20 protein-coding genes and 1 tRNA gene are annotated in these 24,565 nt (G+C 57.4%); 2 read left to right on the plus strand and 19 right to left on the minus strand.

Going from position 1 to position 24,565, the window contains the following annotated elements; translation table 11 throughout:
- The 14 genes from GT753_RS11580 to GT753_RS11645 all read right to left on the minus strand — a co-directional run bounded on the left by GT753_RS11580 (position 1) and on the right by GT753_RS11645 (position 17,034).
- Entirely contained in the window at positions 1-486 is a 486-nt protein-coding gene (locus GT753_RS11580; protein WP_099982554.1) for a type VI secretion lipoprotein TssJ, read from the minus strand.
- Between the two features lie 30 nt (positions 487-516).
- Positions 517-882 (minus strand): PAAR-like domain-containing protein, encoded by a 366-nt coding sequence (locus GT753_RS11585; RefSeq protein ID WP_031300673.1) that lies wholly within the window; start codon positions 880-882, stop codon positions 517-519.
- A gap of 6 nt (positions 883-888) precedes the next feature.
- Positions 889-1,503: a DUF3540 domain-containing protein gene (locus tag GT753_RS11590; RefSeq protein WP_021505818.1), complete on the minus strand. Its 615-nt coding sequence runs from the start codon at positions 1,501-1,503 to the stop codon at positions 889-891.
- Positions 1,496-2,650, minus strand: a complete 1,155-nt coding sequence (locus tag GT753_RS11595; protein WP_015378387.1) for a pentapeptide repeat-containing protein — start codon at positions 2,648-2,650, stop codon at positions 1,496-1,498. Before GT753_RS11595 ends, GT753_RS11590 begins: the two co-directional genes overlap by 8 nt.
- A complete protein-coding gene (locus GT753_RS11600) occupies positions 2,640-4,865 on the minus strand; it encodes a DUF2169 domain-containing protein (RefSeq protein ID WP_031300674.1) in 2,226 nt (741 codons plus the stop codon). The genes GT753_RS11595 and GT753_RS11600 overlap by 11 nt, the downstream gene beginning before the upstream one ends.
- Before the next feature lie 12 nt (positions 4,866-4,877).
- Positions 4,878-7,139, minus strand: a complete 2,262-nt coding sequence (gene vgrG / locus GT753_RS11605; RefSeq protein ID WP_004935351.1) for a type VI secretion system tip protein VgrG — start codon at positions 7,137-7,139, stop codon at positions 4,878-4,880.
- A 64-nt stretch (positions 7,140-7,203) separates the two neighbouring features.
- A complete protein-coding gene (gene tssH / locus GT753_RS11610; RefSeq protein ID WP_004935356.1) occupies positions 7,204-9,789 on the minus strand; it encodes a type VI secretion system ATPase TssH in 2,586 nt (861 codons plus the stop codon).
- Positions 9,790-9,805: 16 nt separating this feature from the next.
- Positions 9,806-10,834: a type VI secretion system baseplate subunit TssG gene (gene tssG / locus GT753_RS11615; protein WP_004935359.1), complete on the minus strand. Its 1,029-nt coding sequence runs from the start codon at positions 10,832-10,834 to the stop codon at positions 9,806-9,808.
- Complete coding sequence (gene tssF / locus GT753_RS11620; protein WP_015378390.1) at positions 10,827-12,668, minus strand: type VI secretion system baseplate subunit TssF; 1,842 nt, start codon at positions 12,666-12,668, stop codon at positions 10,827-10,829. Before tssF ends, tssG begins: the two co-directional genes overlap by 8 nt.
- Before the next feature lie 11 nt (positions 12,669-12,679).
- A complete protein-coding gene (locus tag GT753_RS11625; protein WP_015378391.1) occupies positions 12,680-13,126 on the minus strand; it encodes a type VI secretion system baseplate subunit TssE in 447 nt (148 codons plus the stop codon).
- 81 nt (positions 13,127-13,207) lie between these two features.
- Entirely contained in the window at positions 13,208-13,732 is a 525-nt protein-coding gene (locus tag GT753_RS11630; protein WP_004935369.1) for an Hcp family type VI secretion system effector, read from the minus strand.
- A 231-nt stretch (positions 13,733-13,963) separates the two neighbouring features.
- Entirely contained in the window at positions 13,964-15,490 is a 1,527-nt protein-coding gene (gene tssC / locus GT753_RS11635; RefSeq protein ID WP_004935371.1) for a type VI secretion system contractile sheath large subunit, read from the minus strand.
- A complete protein-coding gene (gene tssB / locus GT753_RS11640; RefSeq protein WP_004935376.1) occupies positions 15,487-16,044 on the minus strand; it encodes a type VI secretion system contractile sheath small subunit in 558 nt (185 codons plus the stop codon). The genes tssC and tssB overlap by 4 nt, the downstream gene beginning before the upstream one ends.
- Before the next feature lie 24 nt (positions 16,045-16,068).
- Positions 16,069-17,034, minus strand: a complete 966-nt coding sequence (locus GT753_RS11645) for an ImpA family type VI secretion system protein (protein ID WP_004935378.1) — start codon at positions 17,032-17,034, stop codon at positions 16,069-16,071.
- A gap of 1,609 nt (positions 17,035-18,643) precedes the next feature.
- Here GT753_RS11645 and GT753_RS11650 point away from each other — a divergent pair.
- Complete coding sequence (locus tag GT753_RS11650; protein WP_015378393.1) at positions 18,644-19,078, plus strand: DoxX family protein; 435 nt, start codon at positions 18,644-18,646, stop codon at positions 19,076-19,078.
- Between the two features lie 50 nt (positions 19,079-19,128).
- On the opposite strand, the gene GT753_RS11655 is transcribed toward GT753_RS11650, so the two are convergent.
- The 5 genes from GT753_RS11655 to GT753_RS11675 all read right to left on the minus strand — a co-directional run bounded on the left by GT753_RS11655 (position 19,129) and on the right by GT753_RS11675 (position 23,635).
- A complete protein-coding gene (locus tag GT753_RS11655) occupies positions 19,129-20,091 on the minus strand; it encodes a hypothetical protein (protein WP_075686662.1) in 963 nt (320 codons plus the stop codon).
- A 283-nt stretch (positions 20,092-20,374) separates the two neighbouring features.
- The gene (locus GT753_RS11660) at positions 20,375-21,007 is read right to left on the minus strand and encodes a helix-turn-helix domain-containing protein (RefSeq protein ID WP_075686664.1); all 633 of its coding nucleotides are present in this window, start codon (positions 21,005-21,007) and stop codon (positions 20,375-20,377) included.
- A gap of 119 nt (positions 21,008-21,126) precedes the next feature.
- Positions 21,127-21,597, minus strand: coding sequence for a MarR family winged helix-turn-helix transcriptional regulator (locus GT753_RS11665; RefSeq protein WP_015378395.1), 471 nt, complete (start codon positions 21,595-21,597; stop codon positions 21,127-21,129).
- The gene (locus GT753_RS11670; protein ID WP_131164897.1) at positions 21,587-23,074 is read right to left on the minus strand and encodes a UbiD family decarboxylase; all 1,488 of its coding nucleotides are present in this window, start codon (positions 23,072-23,074) and stop codon (positions 21,587-21,589) included. The genes GT753_RS11665 and GT753_RS11670 overlap by 11 nt, the downstream gene beginning before the upstream one ends.
- 471 nt (positions 23,075-23,545) lie before the next feature.
- Positions 23,546-23,635, minus strand: a tRNA-Ser gene (locus tag GT753_RS11675).
- Positions 23,636-23,727: 92 nt separating this feature from the next.
- Between GT753_RS11675 and mtfA the strand changes: the two genes are divergently transcribed.
- Positions 23,728-24,528, plus strand: coding sequence for a DgsA anti-repressor MtfA (gene mtfA / locus GT753_RS11680; protein ID WP_021505828.1), 801 nt, complete (start codon positions 23,728-23,730; stop codon positions 24,526-24,528).
- Positions 24,529-24,565: the final 37 nt, after the last annotated feature.

Genomic DNA, 24,565 nt, shown 5'->3' on the forward strand with positions numbered 1-24,565 from the left:
TCATTCATCCATTTTGTCGTTAGTCACTATGCTGAGTGACGTCATCCCCACCATCACCTTCATTTGCGAATCAGCCTGCGCAGGGGACTTTTGCTCGGCGAGCGGCAACACGCCGCTGATTTGCTGAAACTCCGCCCCGACGACGACCCATCGCTCTTGCCCCGCCGGCACCTCGAAGCGATAACGCAACGTCTCCCTCGGTTGCAAAATGCTCTGCTGCCGGCTCAGCGCCCCTTCCGACGGCGCCGTCTCGCGGCAAGGAGCGCCGTCGCCAATCCCCTCGGGCATCCACCCCGAGCGATTGGTTTCTATCACGCATACCTTGACCGGCTGCGCCTCCCCGGCGGCATTCGGGTTCACGTTGTCGTTGGCGGTCACCTCGACGTCGATAAACCGCAACCGGCGCCCCGCATCCGCAGCCTCGTCGTGAGAAAACCAGCTGCATCCGCCGAGCATCCCCACCGCCAACAGTCCCCCTGTCGCCATCCCCCGGAGCGTTTTCACCATGCTGAACTCCTATGCATTAACGAAACATTTGGTCTGGCTCGGCGCGACCTGAGTGGCGACCATGTTGTTATTGTTCGTCGTGCTGGAATCGCCTAGCCGCGTGACCGGCATGCCGCCGGTGAAATACTTGCCCGATCCCTGCACCGGCTGCATCTGGGCCGAATGCGTCCCGGAGGCGGCGCCGATCACCCCGCCCGAATCGACGGTGGCCGCGCGAATGCTGCCGAGATTCTGTTCATTGCCGCCGCAAAGGAAACAGTTAGGCACGTTCGGTATGCCGGTGTTGTTGGGCGCGGTGTTCGGGCCCGGCGCCGGTATCATCGGGTCACAGCCGGCAAAGCTGATCCCGGCCATGTTGTTATTGGCTGCAGTCATGGTGGTTTACCCCATATGTATCTGGCCGCCGTCGATCTTCAGCACCGCCGAAGACTTCAGAGAACCAATTTCACTGTTGATGACGAGGGATTGCCGCGCATCCTGAATGATGTGCTTCGCCAGCACCTCGTCGGTTTCCTCCACCCGCCGGCTCGCGTGCTTGCTGCGCACAAACAGGCGTTGAGAGATTTGGTGCAGCGTTTCGGCCACCCAACGGCTGCTGCGCGTCAGCAGCGTGAAGTGCGGGCTGCGCAACGTCAGCCGCTTGCCGCCCTGCAGCTCGATCTCCGGCGCCACGATGCGCAAGTTGGCGCAGCGGCTGTCCAGCGTCATGACGGCGTGCGCCTGTTGCCGCGACAAGATCTCGGTGATGACCAACTTGTCGCCGTCGGCGATGACGCAAACGCGATCGCCCGCCAGCGGCTGAACCAGGCAGCTGGTGGCGACCGCCAGACAATGGGCTCGCATGCCGTCGACATACAGACTGCCGTTGGCGTCGGCCGCCAGCGTCACTACCTTGCGCCCCCCTTGTTCGGGAAGCGGAGCGCTGCGCACCAACTGCAAAGGCGTCACCCTGGCGTTGGCATAGACCTTCTGATGCTCTCTTCTGGATTTATACATATCTGCTTACTCCTGTTGGCCGTTGATACGACGGTTGCCGCGGCCCCGGTTGTTGATGCGCATACCAGGCGTCGATCGCACTCAAGAACGGATCGGCGGTAAGCGGCACGTTTTCGGCGCGATGACGCTGCGCGCCATGCAGGCGAGCACTCTGTTGCTGAGCGGCGGTCAACGGCTGTTCGATCAGGTTCGCTTCCCGCAGTTCGGCCTGCTCAAGATTGGCTAACGCCAGATCGCACGCCCTGAATTCCGCTTGCGGCAAGATGGCGCGCCCCCAGTTGGCGCCGCCCATCGCGCATTCGCTGAACCGGGCCTTCTGCCCCTGCGCCAGGGTCAGCGTCGCGCGTTCGAAATCGCAGCGCTGTACCTGCGCTTCGGCGAAGATCGCCGAGGTCAGATCGCTGTCGGCGAACGAACACCCCTCCAGCTCGCTGCGGTGAAAACTGGCGCCCTGCAGCTGTAGCTGCGCCAAAGTGCAGCCCGACAGGCGGCAGGTGAACCAGATGCGCGCCTGCCCCGCGATCGTCTGCCAGCTGCACGTCTCCAGCTGACAACTGCCCATCACCTGACGATCCAGGGTCGACGCCTGCCACAGGCACTGCGTGAGTTGGCAGGCGTACCAGTTGGCGTCCTGTATCACGTCCTGATGAAACATCAGGTTGGTCAGGGTGCTGGACTGCACCGCCAGATGCCCCAGGCTGCTGCGTTCAATTTCCGCGCCGTTGACCTCGCACCGGATCAAACCGCAGTCATCCAGCAGACAATCGCCGACGTAACACCCCTGCAGCGCGGTGTCGTTACACGCCAAATTGCACAGCAGCCCCTGTTGCAGCGTCAGGTTGTCAAACCGGCATTCGTTGAACGACAGGCGCATCAGGCTGCCACCGACCACGTTGACCTGCTGCAGGGTGCAGCCCTCAAAGCGCACCGCCCGCAAATCACAACCTTCAAACGTGACACGTTCGAAATGACAGTCGATGAAAAAGCAGTCGCTCAGCGTCAACCCTTTCAGCTCGCGATCGTGGAACCGGCGTTTCTTGAAGATCCGCGGCATGGGCGGCGTCTGCGCCACCGCCTGGGCGACCTCCAGTTCGATCGCCTCTCGGTCAGGCAGCGCCTGTTGGATCACGCGGCTTTCAGTTTTCATGCGCATAGTCCCCATGAATGATTCTGCGCGGCACCCAACACGCGCGCTCCAGCAGACAACCGCTGAACCGCGTGCCGGCGTCCTGCCAGGTCATCGCCAGATGCGCCGCCGCCAGATTGCACTGGTCAAATGCCGCATCGCGCAGATCGGCGTTATAAAACAGGCCTTGCTGAGCGCTGCTGTTTTGCCAACGCGAGTGCGTCAACAGGCTGTCTTTAAACCGCACGCCGGCCAGATCGCAGCCGGCGATCGCGCAGGCCGTCAGATCGGCCTCGTCAAAGTTGCATTCAGTGAAAACGCTGTACTGCAGTTGGCACCTCTCCATACGCGCCGCTTTCAATCCCACTTTGGTGAAACAGCTATCACTGAACACGGCGTGGGAAAAGTTCGCCTGCATGCCCGCCGTCAGGCTCTCGACACGGCAGCGTTCGAACCGCACGCCGCGCCAGTTGCCGCCAAGGAACGAGTTTTTGGTGAGCGTCATCTCCAGCGCAACCGCCTCTTCGGCGAGGCAGCGGTTAAACACGCACGCGTCCAGCTCGCCTTGCAGAAACTGCGCGCGGATCAGCGTTGCGCCATTAAACATGCCGTTGCCGATCGCCGCGTGTTCAAAGCGGCTCGCGGTGAAATCGCCCCGCTCGAAAACGCAGTTATCCAGCTTCACGTGGTCGGCGCGCAGGCCTTGCCCCTGAGGCTCCGCCAGCGTCACCCGTTCGAAGACCGCCTCTTGCCACACGCTTTCCGCCAGCAACGGCTTTTGCAGCGTGCACGAGATCATGCGGATCTGGCGCAGCGCCGCCTGCGTCAGGTTGACCCCATCAAAAACGCAGTTTTCGAAGGTGCAGTTCTCAAAAGAAGCCTGCGAGAAATCGCAGCGCTCAAAGCGGCACTGCAGAAAATGCCTGCCCGACAGCGCCTCGCAGCGCAAACCGCTGAAGGTCTTTCCTTCCACGGTCGCGCTATCGGGGAAAAACGCGTCATTGCCGTCTTCGGCGGGAAGATCCGGCAAATCGGGCAGCGTCACGGAAGCCGGCTCCGCCGACGTTTGTTGCTGGTGCAAGGCGATCGCCTCGCGGATGCGTCGATAGAACACGGCGGAATCGCCCAGAGAGGTGGGCGACGGATCGTAACGCAAGTCGCTGGGGTGATCCGACACCGCCTGGATGACGTTCAACCCCATCTCCGCCGGCATCAGATCCGGATCAAACAGAAACTCAAAGGGCGAGGCGTCATCGTCGCTGCGCTTGCGGAATACCTGTTGGAAATAGTCGAACGAGCGCGGCGCATCGCAGCGATCCAACGCCAGCATGACGGACTCGATGGACTCGTCCAGCAGATGCGTCAACGGCGCATTGCCGGTGAAGATAAGCAAAGCGATGTCGCTGTCGGGCAGGAACCACAGCGTTTTGCGCTGCAGCTCGATTTCCTCGAGGCTGTCGCTATCGTGACGGCGGATGAACGCCCGTCCGCGCACCGCCGGCAGCTCGCCGCGAATCGCCTCGCTTTGCGCGCCGACGCCCTGCAGCTCGAAGGGCACCCGATCCGGCCACGCCGCTTCCGGCAACCACTGCGCCGGCGGCGCCATCTGGAAATAACGCCGATCGATATTGGCCGGCAGCCCGGGGAATACCGTCTCGAGATAGGCTTTGCCGGCGATCTGGCCCGCCACCTTATCGATGTGCGCCTTGCGCAGCGCAAACTCGTGCGGCACCGGCGCCGGCGCCGCCAGCGGAGAGCGCTCCTGCGCTGTCCCCTCGGGAGACAGCGTCATCAGCAGCGGCCGCAGCCCGTCATTGCAGCCGCGGCCAAACGGGTTCTCCTTGTTGTCTTTGCCGCCCCAGGCGGAGGTGTGATCCAGCGGCACGCTGAGGAAGGGTTCCACCTCCATCGCGCCGCGCCGTCCCTCGCCCTCGACCCGCCAACGGCGCTTCAGCCCGCCGATGTCGGCGCTGACATTCAGCGTTTTCACCGGCTGACCGATACCGGCATGGCCGGCGATCAGGTATTCGGCGAACGGCTTCGGCTCGGCAACATCCAATATCGGCAGGCTGAGCGGCACGCGCTTCCACGCCTCCCAGATTTCGGCTTCGTTCACGAAGTGTTCAGGCCGGGACAGGTAGCATCCGGCCACGACGCTGATGCCGAGCCGGCTGTCTGTCCCGATCTGGTAACTTCCTTTAATCGCCACCAATTGCTGTGGCCGTATGATTCTCATTGCCGCGCCTCGTTAGTTTTTGCTTTGCATCCCGACTTTTTTCAAATCGACGCCGGTCTCGGACAGTGACGCGCCGGTATAGCTGATCGACACCCCTGTCGTGCTGGTGCTGCTGCCGGTATTGCTGACGCTGCTGCCGGTGTTGCTGACGCTGCTGCCGGTGCTGCTGACGCTGCTGCCGGTGGTGCCGACGCTGCTGCCGGTGGTGCTCACGCTGCTGCCGGTGGTGCTGATGCTGCAGCCGGTGGTGCTGGTCGACGATCCGGTGGTGCTGATGCTGCAGCCGGTGGTGCTGGTCGACGATCCGGTGGTGCTGACGCTGACGCCGGTAAAGCTGGTGCTGCTGCCGGTCTGGCTGGTGCTGACCGTGGTGTAGCTGTTGCTTTCGCCGGTCATGCTGTTGCTGATGCTGGTGAAGGAGTTGCTTTCGCCGGTCATCGAGTTTGATACGCCGGTGCAGCTGGTGCTCTGCCCGGTGAACGAGGTGCTCAGCCCGGTGAACGAAGTGCTCACGCCGGTAAATGACGTGCTCACGCCGGTGAACGAGGTGCTGACGCCGGTGAACGAGGTGCTCACGCCGGTGGCGGTGAGGCTGACGCCGGTCATCGACGCGCTGACGCCTTTAATCGAGGCGTCAAACCCGGTAATGCTGAAGACGTAATCCTTGTAAGAGACGTGGTTGGTAAACCAGTCCGTAAAGGTGCGGCGGATGATGTCGAACTTGTCCATTCCCACCTCGGTGGCCTGGTTGCGCTCCACCGTGGTTTGCAGATCGCGTTCGGCATGCAGCATGACGCGTTCGTTGTTGCGGTTGTCATCGAAGGTCAACTGGCTGGCATGCTGCGGCTTGCCGAAGCGCAGCGAACGCGACACCATGCCCGAGTAGTTGATGTATTCAGGTAACTGATAAGGCGGCGGGTTGTCGCCGTTATACACAATCCCGGTCACCATCGGACGATCGAGATCGCCGTCGACATAGGTCACCAGCACTTCCTGGCCGACGCGCGGCATGGCGATCACGCCCCAGCCTTTCCCCGCCCAGGCCTGCACCACGCGGATCCAGCAAGAGCTGTCTTCCTCGGTGGTTTTGTAGCGATCCCAGTGGAAATGCACGCGGATGCGCGCAAATTTGTCGGTATGCACTTCGGAGTTGGGCGCGCCGACCACGGTGGCGCTCTGGATGCCCGGCATCTGCGGTTTTGGCGTTTCGCGCAGCGGGCGGAACGGCACGTCGTCGTTCAACGCATTGAAACGGCAGGTGACGTTGCGGCCGTCGCTGCTGCTGTCCGGGCCGTCTTGCACGAACACATAGTCGCAGCGAGTCAGCTTGAAGCGGCGGTTGCGGTTGGCGTCCGGATGCAAAATCAAGGAGAAATCCTTGCCGGCCATCAGCCCGACGGCGTTGCTCTCGCCAAACAGCAGATGGCCGTCGCTTTGCATTTCTTCCAGGCGCAGCCGCGCCAGGTTTTCACCGCGTTCGGTATCCACATAACCCGCCGCGTAGTCGTACCACTCCAGCGGGGTGTTCTGCAGGCCGAGGCGGCTCTCTTCCACCTTGGTTTGCAGGTTCTTGCGCGGGTTCTGGAAGTCAAAGTCGCGCAGCACGATTTCATTCGGGCGCACTTTGCGGGAGCGCTGGATGCGCTGGATCCCTTCGCGGATGGCGCGGTTTTCTTCGCTGTCCGGCATGAACGGCAACACGGCGTAACCGAAATCCAGATCGTCGAAATTCTGCCGGTCGGTGATCACCAGCGTGTGTTTATCCTCGGCGTGATCGAAGTAATACCAGATGCCTTCGTCTTCCAGCAGGCGGCTGATAAACGCGAAATCCGTTTCGGAAAACTGCACGCAATATTCACGCGTCGGATAAGTGCCTTGAATATCCAGACGGTAGTCGGCAAAACCGTAGCGCGAGAAGATTTGCTCGATGATGTCGAGCACGTTCAAATCCTGGAAAATGCGGCTGTTGCGGTTCTGCATCAAAAACCACAGCCAGGTGCTCAGCTCCAGCTTATAAACGAACTTATCCTGATGCTGCCCTGAATCGGAAGCGCCGATCACGTAAGCGTAAAACGGCCGCGCGCCGAAATCCGGCCTTTCTATTTGAATGCTGATCCCTTGACCCAGCAGAGATTCATAATCAACGTCCGCCTGTTCACATTCGAATTCGAGCGTATATTGCGAGTTGCTCGACAACCCTTCTTTGGTGGTGAAGCTGAGTGGAAACGCATTTAATTCGGCTAACACCGGGTTATCAATTTCGATTAAAGGCATAACAACCTCTCTGATCCGATATCGAACCCCGCCCCGCGTTTACGGGCCGGCGGCAAATTAAAAATCAGTCGAAATAAACACTTAAACTATCGTTCTCGACCATGAGTTGGATATTCTGCAGTTCCTTTCCCGTCCGTTTGCGCTGCAGCACTTCATTGCTGATGGGCGGCAAAATCGCCTGCTGCAGCAGCGACTCGACCGCTCTGCCGCGCGAAGGATGGGCGCTGATGCGTTTGGCTATCCAGCCTGGAATGTCGCCTTCCAGCACCAGCGACACGCCCACTTCTTTGTGCAAACGCTGTTGTAAACGCGAAATCTGTTTGGTGGCGATATGGGTTATCGCTTCGGTAGAAAGCGGCACGTAGGGAATGACGTTCATGCGCGCCAACAGCGCCGCCGGGAAGAAGCGCGCCAGCACGTCGTGCAGCATCGGCCGCAGCGCTTCGGTTTTCAGATCCGGCGTTTCCGCCAGCGTGGCTTCTATTTCGCCGGCGCCGATATTGCTCGTCATTAAAATGAAACACTGGCGGAAGCTGATCATGCGGCCCTCACCGTCTTCCATCACGCCCTTGTCGAAGACTTGATAAAACGCCTCGTGGATGTCGGGATGCGCCTTGTCGAATTCGTCGAGCAAGACGATGGAATAAGGTTTGCGGCGCACCGCCTCCGTCAACTTGCCGCCCTTGCCGTAGCCGACATAGCCCGGCGGCGCCCCTTTCAGGGTGGAAACGGTATGCGATTCCTGAAACTCGCTCATATTGAAGACGATCAGGTTGTGCGCGCCGCCGTACATCGCCTCCGCCAGCGCAAACGCGGTCTCCGTTTTGCCGACGCCACTCGGGCCGGACAGCATGAAAACGCCCAATGGCCGATCGTGCGCCTGAATGCCGGCGCGGGAGATGCGCACCGCCTGCGCGATTTCATCGATCGCCGTCTGCTGGCCGAATATCTGGCGGCTCAGCAGTTGATTGAGATTGAGCGCATTGTCCAGATCGCTTTGCAGCATGCGGCCGGTGGGGATGCCGGTCCAATCCGACAACACCTCCGCCACGACGCGGTCATCCACCCACGGATACACCAACGGCAGGCCGCCGTCTTGCAAGGCTCCCAGTTCGGAGGCCAACTGCGGCAAGCGCTCCGGCGACTGCCGCTCCGCGTCGAGCAAGGTGGTGACCGCCTGTTGCTCCTGCGCCTGCCGCTGACGCAGCGCAGCCAGTTCGCCTTCCATGTCGCTGAGGGTCTGCTGCAATTCAGTGATGCGGCTGAGCGCCAGATCGTCGAATTTGCTTTCCTCCTGCAGGCCGTTCATTTCGGTGCGCTTCACCGCCAACCCGGCCTCGAGCGACTCGATTTTTTCAGGCAGCGCATGCTGGCTCAGCGCCACCCGCGCGCAGGCGGTGTCCAGCAAGCTGATGGCTTTGTCCGGCAGTTGCCGCGACGGCAGATGGCGCAGCGACAAATGCACCGCCGCCTGCAGCGCCGACTCGCGGATCTTGACGCTGTGGTGCTGCGCAAAATGCGGGGCGATGGCGCGCATCATGTTCACCGCATTCTCTTCGTCGGGTTCAGAAACCAACACGTACTGGAAACGGCGCGTCAGCGCGGCGTCCGGCTCAATGAACTGTTTGTATTCCGACCAGGTGGTCGCCGCCACCATGCGCAGCGCCCCCCTGGCCAGCATCGGTTTCAACAGGTTGACGGCGTCGCCGGTGCCGGCCTGCCCGCCGGCGCCCACCAGCGTATGCGCCTCGTCGCAAAACAGGATCACCGGCACCGCCGAATGCGCGATGGCGTCGATCAGCGCTTTCAGGCGCGATTCGAATTCGCCCCTCATGCTCGCCCCGGCCTGCATGCGCCCCAGATCCAAAGACAGCAGCCGGGCGCCCTGCAGCAGCGGCGGCACCTGCCCCTGGGCTATCTTGCAGGCCAGCGCTTCCGCCACCGCCGTTTTGCCGACCCCGGCTTCGCCCACCAAAATCGGGTTGTTCTGCCGGCGACGCAGCAAGATGTCGATCACCTGGCGCAGCTCCGCTTCGCGGCCAATCACCGGGTCGATTTCACCGTCGCGCGCCTGGCGGGTCAGATCGGCGCACCATTTATCGAGAATATCGACCGTCTCGGACGCCTCCGGCGCATCGCCGTGGGCGCTGTAGACCTCTTCTTCCTCTTCCTCATGCTCGACGGACTCCGCCAGAATCGCCGGATAATCGTCGAACAGCTGCGGGATCGGCAGTTTTTTGAACTCGTCGCTCAGCCGGTACAGGCTGCGCTGCAACGTGGGATCCTGCAGAATGCCGACCAGGATATGAATGGTGCGCACCCCGCCGGACGGCGTTTCGGCGAGCTGGCTCATCAGCAGCCCTCTTTCCACCACCGTTTCCAGTTGCGTCGACAGATCCACCACCGCATTCGTGCGGTTCGGCAAGGTATGAAGAATGCGATCCAACGCATCGCTGATGCGCTGACTGTTGATGGCGTAGTGCGCCAGGATCAGCGGCAGGTCGCCGCGCTCCTTGTCCACCAGGACTTTCAGCCAGTGTTCCAGCTCCACGTATTCGTGCCTGAAGGTTCGGCACAGCTTGGTCGCTTCGACGAACGACTGATAGGCAAAGTGGCCCAATCGCGAAAAAAGACGTTCTCGTTGATACACCTTAAATTTCCTTATATTAAGTTGTTGATTGATAAACCAGCTGCCTAAACGTCCCTGTCTTAGGTTTCAGCCAGCTGTCTTTACTCAGCGACTTGCCGCCCAGCTGCGCCGCCATGCCCGGCTCCGTGGCGATCAGCAGGCTTACATCCAGCATCAACTGATGGCTCGTAAAGTCATGACAGATGCTCACCAGCGCCTGCAGCCGCCGGCTGCCGCGCTGATACTGCTGATACTGCGGGGCCCCCAGCGGGCCGATCTGAATATGCGCGCCGTACTGGGCATCGAAAAAGCGGCTGCCGATGCGCGTGCTGCCCAACTTGCCCAGCTTTTGGCTGCCGCTTTGCTTGCCGTCGTCGATCCACTTGGCGTAGCGCGGCGTAATCGTGATGGGAACGGCGAAATAGGCCGCCAACATCTTGTTGAGCTGCCGCAGCGAGCGGCGACCGGGCAGATAAGTGCCGGGGTACGCCTCGCGCAGGCGCTGGATATGTGGGTTCACCGTCAGCGCCGTATCGACGCCCACCGTCTGGCGCAAATGGCGCAAGAACGGGTTTTTGTCATCGTCATGCTCATGGCCGATCATCGCCTTCAGCTGCGCCCATGCCCGGTAGTGCAATACGGCGAAGCGCTGGCTGACGATGCCGACGAACTGCTGGAACGCCTGGTTGCGTCTGGCGATGACTTCGGTGCGCGCGTGCTCGGTCACATGGATCGGCAGTGGGCCGTAGGGGGCGAACATGCCGAAATGCCGCGCCTGGATCAGCACTTGCTTAGGGCGCTGCACGATAGAGGCGATTTCACGCGAAGCGAACGCCATATCCGCCGGCTGGGTAATGCAGAGCCTTTCGCGACTGCGATCGTTGGAGACGCCGAGCCGCGGCGCATCCGGCTGCGCGCGTTCGATACGCCGCAGCAGCTCGAAAAAATCCTGTCGATTGGACAGCCCGCGGATTTCGGCCTGGCCCGCGCTTTCGCTCTGCGCCCCCGGCGTTGGCGCCTGTTCCAACGAGAGCGCCGTTTCACGCATCAACGACATATCAGCCATAGTAGAGCGCCCCCCAGTCGGCGTGGGTTTCCCCATCCAGCAACAGCTTCATGCTTAACGTTTGGTTCAGGTCGCCGTATTGGCTCAACGCGTGGTGCAATATTTTGCCGAACAGATAGGCGCCGTGGTCGGCATGATGGTTGGCGCTTAAGTTGACGGCGATCTCGGCCCCGCGGATCCAGGCCAGCGGCCCCGGCCCCTGATTGCGTTCGAAGTGGTGCTCCACCCAGGCGTTTTTGATGCTGGCGATGCGCTTGCGCTGGCTGGAGTCATCCTGATGGCAGAACAACGACAGCCAGTCGCGCAACAGCGCCGAACAATCCTGAACGTCGGGGCGCGCATGGCGCAGAGGATTGGAGGCCAGCATCTGAATCGCCTGCCACGCCTGGCTGATGTTCGGTACCGCGACCGGGTTGCTCGGGTAGCGGACGATCTCCACCTGGTGGATCGGCATCGCCGTTTCCAGCTGGAAATGCGGCTGCTGAAGGTGCGCCGGCACCAGATGCCGTTCGCAGACCAGCGCCTCGACGCTGAGCGACGTGATGTCGTCGATATCGATGCCACTTTTGCCCGGCGAGATGGCGATGAAGGTATCTTCGTTGGGCAGGTGCGGATTGTTGTACTTGGAGGGCGACGGCTCCCGACGACGGTGCAGCGTATAACCGGCCGGCTCCCGCTCGCAGTCGTACTGCACGTCGGCCTGCAGCGAAGAGAAAATCACCGGGTTGCCGTCGGGCAGCATGCCTTTCACCTGTTTTACGCTGTGTATCTCATACAGCGAGGTGTTCAAACGATCGACCACCAGCTGGTGCTCCGTGCGCTCATCCGTCAGCAGCACCGGCGAGCAATGGCGGCGATACAGGTTGATGACCGGGGTCGCGAAAAGATGAAAATCCCTGGCGTTGACGCGACCGATCAGAGTGAGTGGGCGTTGCTCCAGCGCGAACAAGATCTCGAACTCGTGAACGCGTTCACATTGGCGCAGAAAATCCTGCACGCCATGCAACTCCAGGCTGAAGAAGCGGCTTGGCGCGGCGAAGTATTCACGCATCAGCCGGTTGCCGGGCAATTCCCCCACCACGGTGGGCAACAAGGCTTCTTCATCGCTGACGCCGCCCAGGCGCAAGCTGCCCGGCGGCAAGACTTTGACGATTGGCCGGTCGTCGCTTTTCGCCCATAGCACGATGCGCAAGGTGCGATTAAGCAACGCGGCCAGCAGTTGATTGGCCCGCACCGTATCTTCCGCCAGCGTCAGGTGCAGCGGCTCGAGATCCAGCTCCGAGACGGGAAGCACGCCGTGCGTCGTCAGGCATATCCTGACGTAGGCCGAGCAATCCTGCATGTGTCTGGCGGCGCCGTCAGGCAAATGGTGCGGCGGCAAAATCTCGCATTCCGCCAGTGAAATCTCAACGGGCTGCACTTTAATATGCCGCGCCGTGGTGAACGTGGCGGGTTTGTTGTTCAGCGAGATATCGTTGAGGGTCATGCGGCTCCCGCGCGGCAGGTCAACCTGGCTGTGCCACTGGGGAAAAGAGAGATCGGGCTTAATCGCGACGGTGGCGATTGCGGGAACCGGCGTATACCACAGCGGCGCCAGGCGTGAGAGCATTTGCAGGGCAAATTCCGGCTGCTCATTGTTCAGCTTTTCCTGGATGCGGGTGCAAAGGAACGCGGAGCCCTCCAACAGACGCTCAACGAAAGGATCCAGCACGCCGTCGATATGCATGCCTAAATGCTGGGCGACCTGGGGATGAGAAGAGGCGAACTGACGACCGGCCTCGCGAAAATAACGCAGCTCATCATTATATAATTGGAGAAAGCGCTCACTGAACATAGTCACCCCTATTAATCAAATACGTGTACGGCGCCACAGGAATAATCAAGAGCGATGCGCAAATTAACCAGCATTTCGTCACCCGGTAATGAGCAGGTGCCATAAATATCGAATAAAATCGCCAGCACATACGATTGGCGTTCATTCACTACAGGCACCACACGAATCGTTTTCGGATCCAGACGCGGCTCAAACGAAGTAATGATTCTTTGTATATGTCTCGCCAGCGTTAACGGATCGGTATTAATCGGTATGCGTTGGCTCAGCGACGGCAGGCCATAATTCAATACCGAACTTTCGCTGTGCGCATAATCATGAAGTTTCAAATCAGCGCTGCGCGATGCGTCATTCAGTAAAAATTCGATATCACGCACCAAAACACGCCGCCAATTATCGGCGCTGGCGCTTTGATGTCTCACGCTGAGCTTATCGAATAGCATGGGCAATGACGCTTTCATTTAACACCTCGCGATAAGGCTTATGTCTGCCCGCAATCGCTGCGGGCAGACAGCCTGCAATTAGTGTTGTGACATCAATGATCAGATACGGGCATTAAGCTTGAGGTCATACCCCGTCTTAATTACCGCGCCCATGGAGCCATCATTGTTTTGCTCTTTGTACTCAACTTCGATACGTGCGAAATTCAGCTTGATAACGTCGGTTGGCAGCACGGTATCGATTTCAGTACCGATGGTGGAATTCAGCGGCATATTACCCACGGTCTTGAATGAGGAAACCAGGCAGTTGCTGAAGGTCACGGCAATGAAGTCTTGCTGACCCTGGCCTGATTTACGGCAAACAAGTTTTGCCTGAGGAATATGCTCGCCGGTGGCGCACATCAGGAACAGTTTCGGCGAAGCCTTGTTGCTCACCATGCGAAACTCAAAGTCTTTCATCTCGACTTTGCCTGAACCGCCGCCGCTCCCGAACCCCCAACGGCCGGCGTTTTCTTCCGCCCATTGCCAGGCTTGCAGCTGAATCCAGCCAGGGTAGGTTTGGTCGGGTGATTCACCATCAACACCCTCAATTTTCAAAAAATAGTCTACTAAAGCTTTCGTGCTCATTTTTTGTCTCCTTGACTGATAGGTCTACTTCGTTAATTGAAAAGTCTATTCAGATAAGTCGTTATATTGCCTACGCGATCATTGAAATAGCGACAATGAGAACCCATTAGCCATTAATAAATAGCAATAGCGTAAAAAACAGCGCCACTAAATTTCAATGAAATATCAATTCCCACCAACGCCATTTAATAATTAACGTCGGCAATATCCAAACCAATGACCAGCCGTAACTTATCTGCTCCCATCTTTTTTGGCTGACGGAAGTTTTGATACAAGTCGCAAGGACACGGTCATGCCTTCCAACTGGTAATGCGGGCGCAAATAGAAATGCGCGCGGTAATAACCCGGATCGTCTTCCACATCCTCAACGCGCACCTCGGCGGCGGCTAATGGACGACGCGCCTTGGTCGCCTCGGTCGATACGGAAGGATCGCCATCGACGTAGTTCATCAGCCAGTCATTCAGCCACAGCTGCATATCGTCTCTGGAACGGAAAGAACCGATTTTGTCGCGCACGATGCATTTCAAATAGTGCGCGAATCGGCACGTGGCGAAAATATAAGGCAAGCGCGAAGACAGCTTGGCGTTGGCCGTCGCGTCGGGATCCTCGTATTTCGCCGGCGCGTGCATGGTGCAAGAACCGATAAAAGCGGCGAAATCGGAATGCTTGCGATAGACCAGGGGCAAGAACCCGGCGTCGGAAAGCTCTTGCTCGCGCCGATCGGAAATGGCCACTTCCGTCGGGCACGTCAGTTCATATCCGCCCTCATCGGAAGGAAACGCGTAGGCGGGCAGTTCTTCCACCGAGCCGCCGGATTCGATGCCGCGAATCTTCGAACACCAGCCGTACTCATGGAACGCGCGGTTGATGTTGACGCCCATCGCATACGCCGAGTTGGCCCAGGAAAAATCATCATCCACATCCGGCCTGACGGACTCCTCGAAAGCGAACTCTTCGATCGGGTTGGTTTTCGCCCCGTAAGGCAAACGCGACAGGAAACGCGGCATCGTCAACACCAGGTAACGCGAGTCGTTGCTTTCGCGCAGGCGGCGCCAGGACGCATATTCCGGCGTGGTGAAAATCTTGCCGATATCCCGCGGGTTGCCCAGTTCGTTCCACTTGCTCATCTGCAGCAGCGACGGCGACGCGGCGGAAATGAACGGGCAGTGCGACGCCGCGGAAATTTTCGCCAACTCGGTCAGCAGCGTGACGCTCATCGGGCTGTGATCGAATTCAAAATCGCCGATGATGCAACCGAACGGCTCGCCGCCGAACTGACCATATTCCTGTTCGTAAATCTGTTTGAACACCGGGCTTTGATCCCAGGCGGAGCCCCGATAGCGGCGCAAATTGCGCGTCAGCTCATCCTGACTGATGTTCAACACCCGGATCTTGAGCGTTTCGCTGACGTTGGTGTTATCGACCAGATAACTCAGACCTTGCCAGGCGGACTCCAGCTTCTGGAACTCCTTGTGGTGCAAGATATTGTTCATCTGTTGCGAAAGCTGTTCGTCGATCTGGGCAATCAACGATTCAATGGTCAATACGACATCCTGGCTGACCTTGACCTTGCCTTTGTTGGCATATTCGGACAGCGTGCCGATAGCCCGACGAACCGCTTCCGAAGCCTCGTTCGTTCTGGGCCGGAATGAACGCTTGAGCAAACCGTCAAGCTCATTTTCCGTGTCCTGCGTTTCAACTTCAGCGACTGCCGTAGCCTGCTGCTTAGCCGAATAGCGTCGTTGCCTCGCTCTCATTCCTCATCTCCTTTATTGCCGGGATCCTGCACATCCTGTTCCGCATCCGCGACCGTTTTACGCGCATCCGTCACCAAACGATGCAGAAAATCGGGTTTCTCCAGCAGATTCTTCACCACTTCTTCCGCGCTGGATTTACCATCCATATAGGTGATCAGCTCCGTGAGATGCTCCCGGGCTTCAAGCAGGCGTTGCATCTGCGGAACCCGTTTGGCGATGGCGCCAGGCGTGAAGTCATCCATCGATTCAAACTCCAATTCCACGTCCAGCAACGCATCGTCTTCGCTCAGGGTGTTCTCTACGTAAAATTGCAGACGAGGCTTGATGGCGCGCATGCGATCGTTGAAGTTGTCCTGATCAAAGGTCAGGAATTTCCGCTCTTCGATCGGCAGCAAAGGCTTTTTCCGATGCCCAGAGAGATCGGACATGACCCCCGTAACAAAGGGCAACTCCACTTTCTTTTGTGAACCGTAAAGCTCTACGTCATATTCAATTTGCACGCGCGGCGCGTTATTTTTACCGATAAATTTCTGAGAGCTTGAGTCCTTAGCCATTGGAAAACTCCTTTGTGATAAAAATTACTTCCCGGACAATTGATTTAACGAGGCCAGAGATTCCGGCAAAAGCTCCTCAACAATCGTCGCGAAGTCCATACCGATCATTTTTTGTGAACGTCGAATAAGAATGGGGGCCGGATGGCTGGGCTCATAGTTTTGGAAATAGTCCAAAACCTGATCCAACAGCAAGATGACATCCTGCCGGGAACGGATATATTTGCCGGGCATGGCGACAGGCGCGTCAGCATCCGGCGAGTCAATCTCCGCGTCATCCCGTTCAGCCGGCAATTCCTGCTGTTCCAGTGAAGCCAGCTGGCGGCTGAACTGTTTCAAATAGTCGCGTACCTGCCGGCAGTCCAAACGATAATCTTCAGCCTGCAGATTGGCGTAATTCTCGACGCGCTCCAGCGCATCGATTTCCAGCGCCAATTGCTCTTTCAGCGAAGGCAGATTTCTGCCGGCAAAATAACTGTCGGCTTGCCCCAGCACCTTTACCACCTCCGAAAAATGCAGGCTTTTGCCTTCCTGCTCGTCAAGCCGCATATTCAGCAGCTCGTCGGTAGTTAACGGCGTGTCGGGAAAAATCTTGCTGTTCTTGATTTCGTGCAGACAGGACGATGTGGCGAGCCACCCTAATGCGGCCGCATGAAAGCTGTCCGATGAGGGTTCCATGTCCGCCTGAGGGAAAATGGTGGCGCCCTCCTCGGCATATTTGGCGTCAATATCCTTAATGCCCTGGTAGAAGGCCGAAAAACCGTCGATATGAAGATTGGCGCGCATAAACCACAGCACGACATGTAAATCGAAGCACTGTTCCAGCAACGCGGCAGACTGCTCGCGAATGGCGTGCCAATTGATATCACGCGCATTGTCTACGGCATTAAGCGGATCGGTTTGGCTGTCATATTCCGAAAGCGTGAATTCAATTTCACTGTATCGTGGATCAAATTCGACGCCATTCACTTCCGTTGAGATGACTTCATTCATGGCCTGATATCCTTTTCAATCAGCACTAGAAACATAAAGCCTAATAAAGCGGGCTTTTACGTTCGCCAGTCTTTCCCAGAGTCCTTTTAGCGTAAGTTAGTCGTCACCAAGCTCGCAAATTGTTTAGATGTATTAATATTAACAACAATAATAGATTGAACCTATCAATAGAATCACAGTGATCGGTTTAAACTATTTTACATTTACATATTTATTTTTTCCTTTTAAAATCAATAAATTGCAAACGATAATTATGCAAGCTAAGAATAGGAAAAAAATCAAAAACTGCCCTAAAAACAACGTTTCATCCTTGGTAGGATAATTCCAGTAATACCACTGGATACAAATAATTTAATTAGCAAATGATAACTACAGTAAATAGTGAAATTTTTTCATAAAACCATGACAGCCAGTCGTTTCTTGCAAGCGGGTAGCACGCAATGATCAATAGAAGACGATGGCAGTGTGACTTTCATTTCCAGCACTCAGTACTTACACATGCGAAACCTGGTGTGAAAATAAACAATTTGGCGAGAGTTTTGATTATTAATTTTAAAGCTAAAGCACAGATTAACATTCCGCCGTGGTGCACCGAATACCTATTGGTACACAAACAGCCTGGTGGATAAAGCATCATTCTTTTATAGTTAACTCAGGGTAATGATCAGAATAATTTAAGATTCAATTCCCCTTCATGTGTGTTCTCATACGGCTTACCGCGGCAAAAGCACCACTGCGGTAAAGAGTCTCGCAGACTAAAGTGGCATTAGAGATATCATTTACTATAACGGCAAAATAACCACGTAAGCGCTGCAACGACAGGAACCGTGTTAAGACCAGCGATCTGTTCCATATACAAGAAATGTTTCCCTAACTGATAAGACCACTAATTTGATACTAGCAAAGGCAAACCCAATATCAAGAAAAAATATTATTTTTTTAATAAAAAAATAACAAATCAATATACATAAAACAAACAATTCAATAACTTAAAACAGTGCTGAATCGATTACTTTTACGCCAGGAAAAATAGTTCATGGAAATTTGCCCCCCCTCACAACCCCCTCAGTCAATCTCCCTCATTCTCTTCGGCATTGAATTGTCATCAAAAAATAAGAAAATCTATAAAAATAAAACCCGCCACTGGCCGTACGCCCCACAGGATCAACTTTCGCAAGGCAAAATAAGCAAGATAATTCCCAATAAAAAGGCCGAAAAAAAGCGTTAATGATTTAGCGGTTCAAAATAAAAATAAAGGTAACTCTATTGGGTTATTAAAGCGAAAACGCGCACCTTTTCATTGCTGCAAAAAAACCTTATGAATCTTTACGTTGCCTGTCCTTTGACAATCCTTAATGAAAACGCAAATCGGGTAGCCAACACATACAGAAAAGAGATGGGCTACACGGCGGGCCACCTCTGCCGATGACTTTTCTCATCCCCGGTTCGGCCGGTGCGCACAGGTCATTCCACCTAAAAATCAGGCCGCACCGCCGGCCTCGCCCGGCTATTTAACGCCAAGCCCGCCGTTTTCCTGATCCAGAACAGCTTTCGCATTCATCCGACTGATATATTGATTGAAAATCATTCCTATTCAGGAGAAAAAGCCATGGTTAAGTCACTCAATGCGGCATTCACTCGCTTTTTTGACCACCCGGACGCCGGCAAATTGGCGCTCAGGCTAACCTTCGGCGGGCTGATGCTGTTTCACGGCGTGGCGAAGATTCAGCACGGCGTCGGCTGGATCGCCGGGGCGTTGCAGGAACAGGGGCTACCCGCCTTCATCGCCTATGGCGTGTATGTGGGGGAGATCCTGGCGCCGATACTGATCATTTTGGGGCTGTTCACCCGCCCCGCCGCGCTGGTTTACGCCTTTACGCTGGTGGTGGCGTTTTTGATGGTGGGCACCGGCAAGGTCTTCACCGTCACCGACGTCGGTGCCTGGGGCATTGAAAACGAGCTGGTGTTCTTTATGGGCGGACTCGCCATACTGCTGCTGGGCAGCGGGAAGTATGCCATCGCGCGGAATGAAGCCTATCGGTAAGCCGTGCAATCCATAAGGAGGTTCCTGATGTGAGCCTCCTTTTTGCTCGCTTAAGGTTGGGTGAGCAGCGTGTTCGCCATGAAAGACAATAAGGCGGTCGATTCGGGGAAGGCCGCGCGATTCTCGGTGACCGCGCGATCAAACCGCCAGTTCATGATGTAAACCACGGGCGCAGTCGGATATTGATTAATGAAATCCCAATACAGTTGAATTTGCGCATGCAGTTGCTGGTCGTTCATTCCTAACGATGCCGTAGAAGGCGGTACCAACACCCACTTTTGTCCGGCTGCGCTTATCGGCGCCAGGCGATTGTAGGTACTCCACATATCCGCCACCGACCAGTTGTAGTTATCCACCCCAACCCAATCTGGCGTGCTTTTTACATTGGTCGGACACGCGGTCGCGGGCGCGCCCTGCTGTATTTCGCGGATCCATTCGGCGTTGTTGGCATGTCGGTAGGACAAAATGGTGTAAATGGGGATTGCGATCCCATACTGCTGCATAGCCTGACGCAGGGTGCAAACATAGCTGGAGTATTGGTAAGCGTCATATTTTCCCCCGGTCTGTAAGGCAGGAACGTCGAACGGCTCATCGATAAAATAAATGGCGCCGGGCTTATATTTGGCTCCGGCGATCTTCTTCACCACCGTCCAGATCGCATTCCAGGAACCTGCGGCCTGGCAGCTGCTGTTCGAGACCGCCCCTGGGCAGATATCGATAAACGGCGAGCCCGATACCGCCCCCGATCCAGCCTGAATGTTCACGGCGCAAGTCCCCCCAGCGCAAACGGGCAGATTGAGGCTTTCCAGGGTGTGCACCACGTTCAGATTGGTCATACTGAAACCGGTGCCGGTAATCGCCTTAAGCGCCTCTGTGGCGCTGAAAGACGGCGTGGCGGTTTCATAAAAATCCAGCCAGTCATAGCCGTAATGCTTGATATTGGCGTTGGGGCCGGCCGCCAGAGCATGGGCACCGAACAGGCACCCGCACAGCAACGCAAAACGTTTCAACATGTTCTTCTCCTTCAAATCTTCATCGTTGTAAGCCAACGGTGGACAGCAAACGGTGCCATCAACCGGAGAGGCTATCGTGACACCCGCCATCGACGACGGCCCGCCGTTTGCGTTGTGCTGCAGCCGATCGAACGGTGAGGAGGGTTTGAGAAGAAATCGCGCCTATTTTCTTATCGAGCGACGAGGAAATGAGGGTAGAAAAAGAGGAAGCCACCGCGGGGTCAGACTGTCCCCGCCGGAAATCAGGTTTAAACCAGCATAATGAATCGCCAGTCATCGGCCATTAACGGTCGGCCAGCCGGTAAACCGGAACCTTGCGCGTCGTGCCGGTCAGGGTGTCGAAAATCTCCGTTTCCGCCGTCACGATCGTCATGCCGGTTTTTCTTAGCCTACGCACTTCTGCGGCGATGCGCTGTATGCCGAACCAGAACAGTCCGTCCAGCGCCGTGACGCGCAGCCCCTGCTCCAGCGCCAGCTTAAGCCGCTCACGCGGCGCCTTGAGCGCTTTGGCGATTTCCCGGTAAGGCAGCGCGTCCACGCCCGACGCCGAAGTTCGGTGAATACGGGTCGACAGGCCATATTGGAAGGCCTCAGGCACGTCGCTTAAATCGCTTTTCAGGCTGTAAACGCAGCCAAAGCGCTTGCCGTTGAACACCACATTTTTTTGACTGATCGACAGCTCATCGCGCAGGCCGGCAATCAGCTGCGGCGCCCGCACCAGCAATAAGCGAAACGGCAATTCGAAACTGGTCACATAGTCCACGTTGAGCAGCGCAATGCGCAGACGCTGTTCCGCCCCGGCCTGCGTCTGGCGACACTCGTTCAACACCTCGCTCCACTGGCGCGCAAGCCGCGGGGCTTCATCCAGCGGTGCGAAGTGGTATTTATCGATGTGGTAGTCGATCCTTTCATTCATGTCCGTTGGCCCCTGCCTCAGTCATCATGCCCTCAGCAAATTACCTTACCCGCGGGCAACAGTACAACACCGCGATGAGGTCACTCGGGAAATACGGCGCTGGCTTTCGCCGGAACGGACTACGCGGGCTCGATGAACAGCATCATGCGTTGCAGTGCGTCATCCAGGGCACTGAGCCCGGCATCATCCAGACAGGCCATCAGCTGTGCGTCATAATCCGCCACCCATTGCCTCGCCTGGTCAAAAATGGGACGAGACGCCGGCATGACACGCAGATATACCGCGCGCTTATCTTCCGGATCGGGGAAGCGCGCGACCCACCCCCGATTAACCAGTTGGGTGATCGTACGGCCTAGCGCGGTGCGATCGGTCTGCGAATGCGCTATCACCTCGCTCATGGCCACGTCGCCCGGAAAACTGTAGAGAATGCGCAACGCGCGCCACTCATGGAGGCTGAGTCCTTGCAAAGCGAGTAACGCAGACAGCCGTTTTTCGCGGTGACGCACCACCTCCGTCATCCTGTAAAGCGCACCATTGGGCAATCCCATTCCCCGTCTGCCGCTCTGCGTGCCTTTTTTTTCAGAATCCATACTGTTTCCAATTAGCCTCGACTTTTGCCCTGACCTGTTCCGGATAAGAGTGCCTGAAAGAGGCGGTCCCCGCACGTGTTACGCCGCTGAACTGCTCGGGAAACAGGCAGTTGATGATGGCTTTGCCGCCGCTACCGCGCGCCTTGTCTTCTTCCGTCAGGTACGGCACCATCGGGAACTCGCGTACGTCCGGGAAGATAAAATGGTCGCGCGCCGGATGTGAACGCGTGGCCAACGCCCAAACCACCTGATCGATATCGACAATATCAATGTCATTGCCGACCAGGATCAGTTTGGGGATCAGGTAGCCCGCATGCGAGCCGAAGACCACCTCCGCCACCTTGCCGGCAAAATCCGCCGCGGTGGTATTCATTCCGGCCAGTTTTTCGATATCGACGGAGACCACCGCCCAACAGGTCGCCGCCTCATAGGAACACCAGACAAAGTCAACGGGCAAGGCCGCGCTCTGCAGGGTTTCCAGCAACTGAGCAGAGATCATGGTGCCCCAGATCGTATGATTTTCTTCCGGCGGCGTGCCGGCGACGCAAATCGGCAAAATGGGGTCATCGCGAAACGTCACCGCACGCACATGAAACACCGGCTGTTCATGGCCTTGCTGGTGTTGATAGCCGTGATACTCCCCCATCGGCCCCTCCAGCGCCGTCTCCGTCAGGCTGATTTCACCTTCCAGCACAATTTCCGCATTGGCCGGCACCCAGAGATCGTTGGTTTCCGCTTGGGTGAGCGTAACGCTTTTACCGAGCAGCGCGCCGACATAGTCAGGCTCACTGACGCCGGCCGGCAACGGCATCCCCGCGACCGCCACCGCGGCAGGCGGCGCCCCGAGCACCATCGCCCACGGCGTAGGTTTCCCTTCTCGGCGCCACATTTCACGGATCATGCCGATGTGTTGGGTGGGTATCGCCGGGCCGGTGAGACGATTGCGATCGAGCATCATGAGCCTGCCGACTCCCCAGCTATGCCACTTTCCGTCCGGGGATTGCACGACATGGAACCCGTAAGTGCCGAAATAGCGCCCGCCATCCCGTTCATGCAACAGCGGTACCGGGAAGCGTTCCAGATCAACCTCGTCGCCACGCCAAATATTCTCTTTCACCGGGCCGGTCGAACAATAATCCGGCGCAAACGGCTCCGCCTTCACCGCCCGGCGAATCGCCGCCACGATATCCCGCGGAGCGCTCTCCGGCGGCAGCCCAAAATGGAGGGCGAGGCGAGAATAGGCATGTTCCGCAGAAGCGAGCATGCCGGCCGGCGCGCCGAGGATGCGGGCCCCTGGCATCGCGCCCGCCACGTGATGAAATAGCGGAGCCGAAAGCCGTTGCTCATAGACCCGGCGGCAGACAGCCGCTATCTCCAGGTCGGCGGAAACTTCCTGATGCACGTCGACCAAATCGTTTCGGCGACGCAATTCCTCAATGAAGTGACGAAAATCCAGTGCGCAATCGAGCAAACTCATGGCAAGTCCTCCGGTCTCCAGGCGGTCAGCCCCTTCTGTCGCCCTCGTTTCGGGCAGGAGACTGATCATTTATGTGCATGTGCACACATATTAGTGCGCAAAAAATCGCGTGTAAATACACTCTATCCTGGAGGCGTTGGGCATGTTGTCAGTCTGGCAAAATTTTCAAGGGATAGCGGACTCAGACCGTGCACGCCCCTGCCGGCAGGCATTATCGCCGTGACGGTTTCACACCTTCAGCGTGATTGGCATGCATAGCACTGGGCTTGCCGCAAGCGCCGCACCGGGTTCAAGCGCAACGTGGCTCACAAAATGAAGAACATAATCGCAAAATGCTATTCGTTGATATTGCACGAGTTATAATGCGGGAAAGGATCTCGGCCAACGCAAACCGGTTTCATATCCAACGGTTTACAAGCATTAGCGAAAGAAAAGGATTTTGATTCAATGGGGGAATAACGCGGGGTAAAGTGGCGGAGAGAGGGGGATTTGAACCCCCGGTAGAGTTGCCCCTACTCCAGTTTTCGAGACTGGTCCGTTCAGCCGCTCCGGCATCTCTCCTGACAACGCTTGCTATCATGCCCGCTTTTGCGGCATTTTTACAGCATTAGCATACCGCTGAACGTTCAAGTGATGAGTTTACGAGCAACCTGATGATTAAATGGCCGTGGAAAGCGACTCAACCCTCTCAATCCCAGGCAGACATCGAGGCCCAGTGGCAGGACGCGCTGGCGATCCCGCTGCTCTCGCCGCTGAATGAGCAGGAGCGGCAGCGGCTGGTGGCCGTCGCCGGGCAAATATTGCAGCAAAAGCGCATCGTGCCGCTGCAGGGGCTGCAACTCACCTCGCAAATGCAGGCGCGCATCGCCCTGCTGTTCGCCTTGCCGGTGCTGGAGCTGGGCGCGGAATGCCTCGACGGCTTCAACGAAATTCTGCTCTACCCCACCCCGTTCGTGGTGGAAGACGAATGGCAGGACGAGATCGGTCTGGTGCACTCGGGGCCGGTGGTGCAGTCGGGCCAAAGCTGGGAACAGGGGCCGATCGTGCTCAACTGGCAAGACGTGCAGGACTCTTTTGACCTCTCCGGTTTCAATCTGGTGATCCACGAAGCGGTGCACAAACTGGATATGCGCAACGGCGGCGTCGCCACCGGCGTGCCGCCGATCCCGCTGCGCGAGGTGGCCGCCTGGGAACATGATCTGCATGCCGCGATGGAAAGCCTGCAGGACGAGATCGACATGGTCGGCGAAGAGGCCGCCAGCATGGATGCCTACGCCGCCACCGATGCGGCCGAGTGCTTCGCCGTGCTGTCGGAGTATTTCTTCAGCGCTCCCGAACTGCTGGCCGAACGCTTCCCGGCGCTGTATCAGCACTTTTGCCGCTTCTACCGCCAGGATCCGCTGGCGCGCCTGCTGCGAGACCAGGCGGAAAACAACGCGCAATGGGCTGATTGACGGGCGCATTGCTCAGATACCGAGCAGTCGCACCGCC

The sequence above is a fragment of the Serratia sp. Z4 genome (genome assembly GCF_009900725.1).
Taxonomy (GTDB): domain Bacteria; phylum Pseudomonadota; class Gammaproteobacteria; order Enterobacterales; family Enterobacteriaceae; genus Serratia; species Serratia nematodiphila.

Bases quoted from the DNA above. Each gene is read 5' to 3' on its own strand.
- GT753_RS11590 (WP_021505818.1), bottom strand. From the start codon at position 1,503: ATGTATAAATCCAGAAGAGAGCATCAGAAGGTCTATGCCAACGCCAGG.
- tssC (WP_004935371.1), bottom strand. From the start codon at position 15,490: ATGAGAGCGAGGCAACGACGCTATTCGGCTAAGCAGCAGGCTACGGCA.
- GT753_RS11580 (WP_099982554.1), bottom strand. From the start codon at position 486: ATGGCGACAGGGGGACTGTTGGCGGTGGGGATGCTCGGCGGATGCAGC.
- tssB (WP_004935376.1), bottom strand. From the start codon at position 16,044: ATGGCTAAGGACTCAAGCTCTCAGAAATTTATCGGTAAAAATAACGCG.
- GT753_RS11600 (WP_031300674.1), bottom strand. From the start codon at position 4,865: ATGAGAATCATACGGCCACAGCAATTGGTGGCGATTAAAGGAAGTTAC.
- tssG (WP_004935359.1), bottom strand. From the start codon at position 10,834: ATGGCTGATATGTCGTTGATGCGTGAAACGGCGCTCTCGTTGGAACAG.
- GT753_RS11585 (WP_031300673.1), bottom strand. From the start codon at position 882: ATGACTGCAGCCAATAACAACATGGCCGGGATCAGCTTTGCCGGCTGT.
- GT753_RS11655 (WP_075686662.1), bottom strand. From the start codon at position 20,091: ATGTTGAAACGTTTTGCGTTGCTGTGCGGGTGCCTGTTCGGTGCCCAT.
- GT753_RS11660 (WP_075686664.1), bottom strand. From the start codon at position 21,007: ATGAATGAAAGGATCGACTACCACATCGATAAATACCACTTCGCACCG.
- GT753_RS11650 (WP_015378393.1), top strand. From the start codon at position 18,644: ATGGTTAAGTCACTCAATGCGGCATTCACTCGCTTTTTTGACCACCCG.
- GT753_RS11645 (WP_004935378.1), bottom strand. From the start codon at position 17,034: ATGAATGAAGTCATCTCAACGGAAGTGAATGGCGTCGAATTTGATCCA.
- tssF (WP_015378390.1), bottom strand. From the start codon at position 12,668: ATGTTCAGTGAGCGCTTTCTCCAATTATATAATGATGAGCTGCGTTAT.
- GT753_RS11630 (WP_004935369.1), bottom strand. From the start codon at position 13,732: ATGAGCACGAAAGCTTTAGTAGACTATTTTTTGAAAATTGAGGGTGTT.
- mtfA (WP_021505828.1), top strand. From the start codon at position 23,728: ATGATTAAATGGCCGTGGAAAGCGACTCAACCCTCTCAATCCCAGGCA.
- GT753_RS11625 (WP_015378391.1), bottom strand. From the start codon at position 13,126: ATGAAAGCGTCATTGCCCATGCTATTCGATAAGCTCAGCGTGAGACAT.
- GT753_RS11595 (WP_015378387.1), bottom strand. From the start codon at position 2,650: ATGAAAACTGAAAGCCGCGTGATCCAACAGGCGCTGCCTGACCGAGAG.
- GT753_RS11665 (WP_015378395.1), bottom strand. From the start codon at position 21,597: ATGGATTCTGAAAAAAAAGGCACGCAGAGCGGCAGACGGGGAATGGGA.
- GT753_RS11670 (WP_131164897.1), bottom strand. From the start codon at position 23,074: ATGAGTTTGCTCGATTGCGCACTGGATTTTCGTCACTTCATTGAGGAA.
- vgrG (WP_004935351.1), bottom strand. From the start codon at position 7,139: ATGCCTTTAATCGAAATTGATAACCCGGTGTTAGCCGAATTAAATGCG.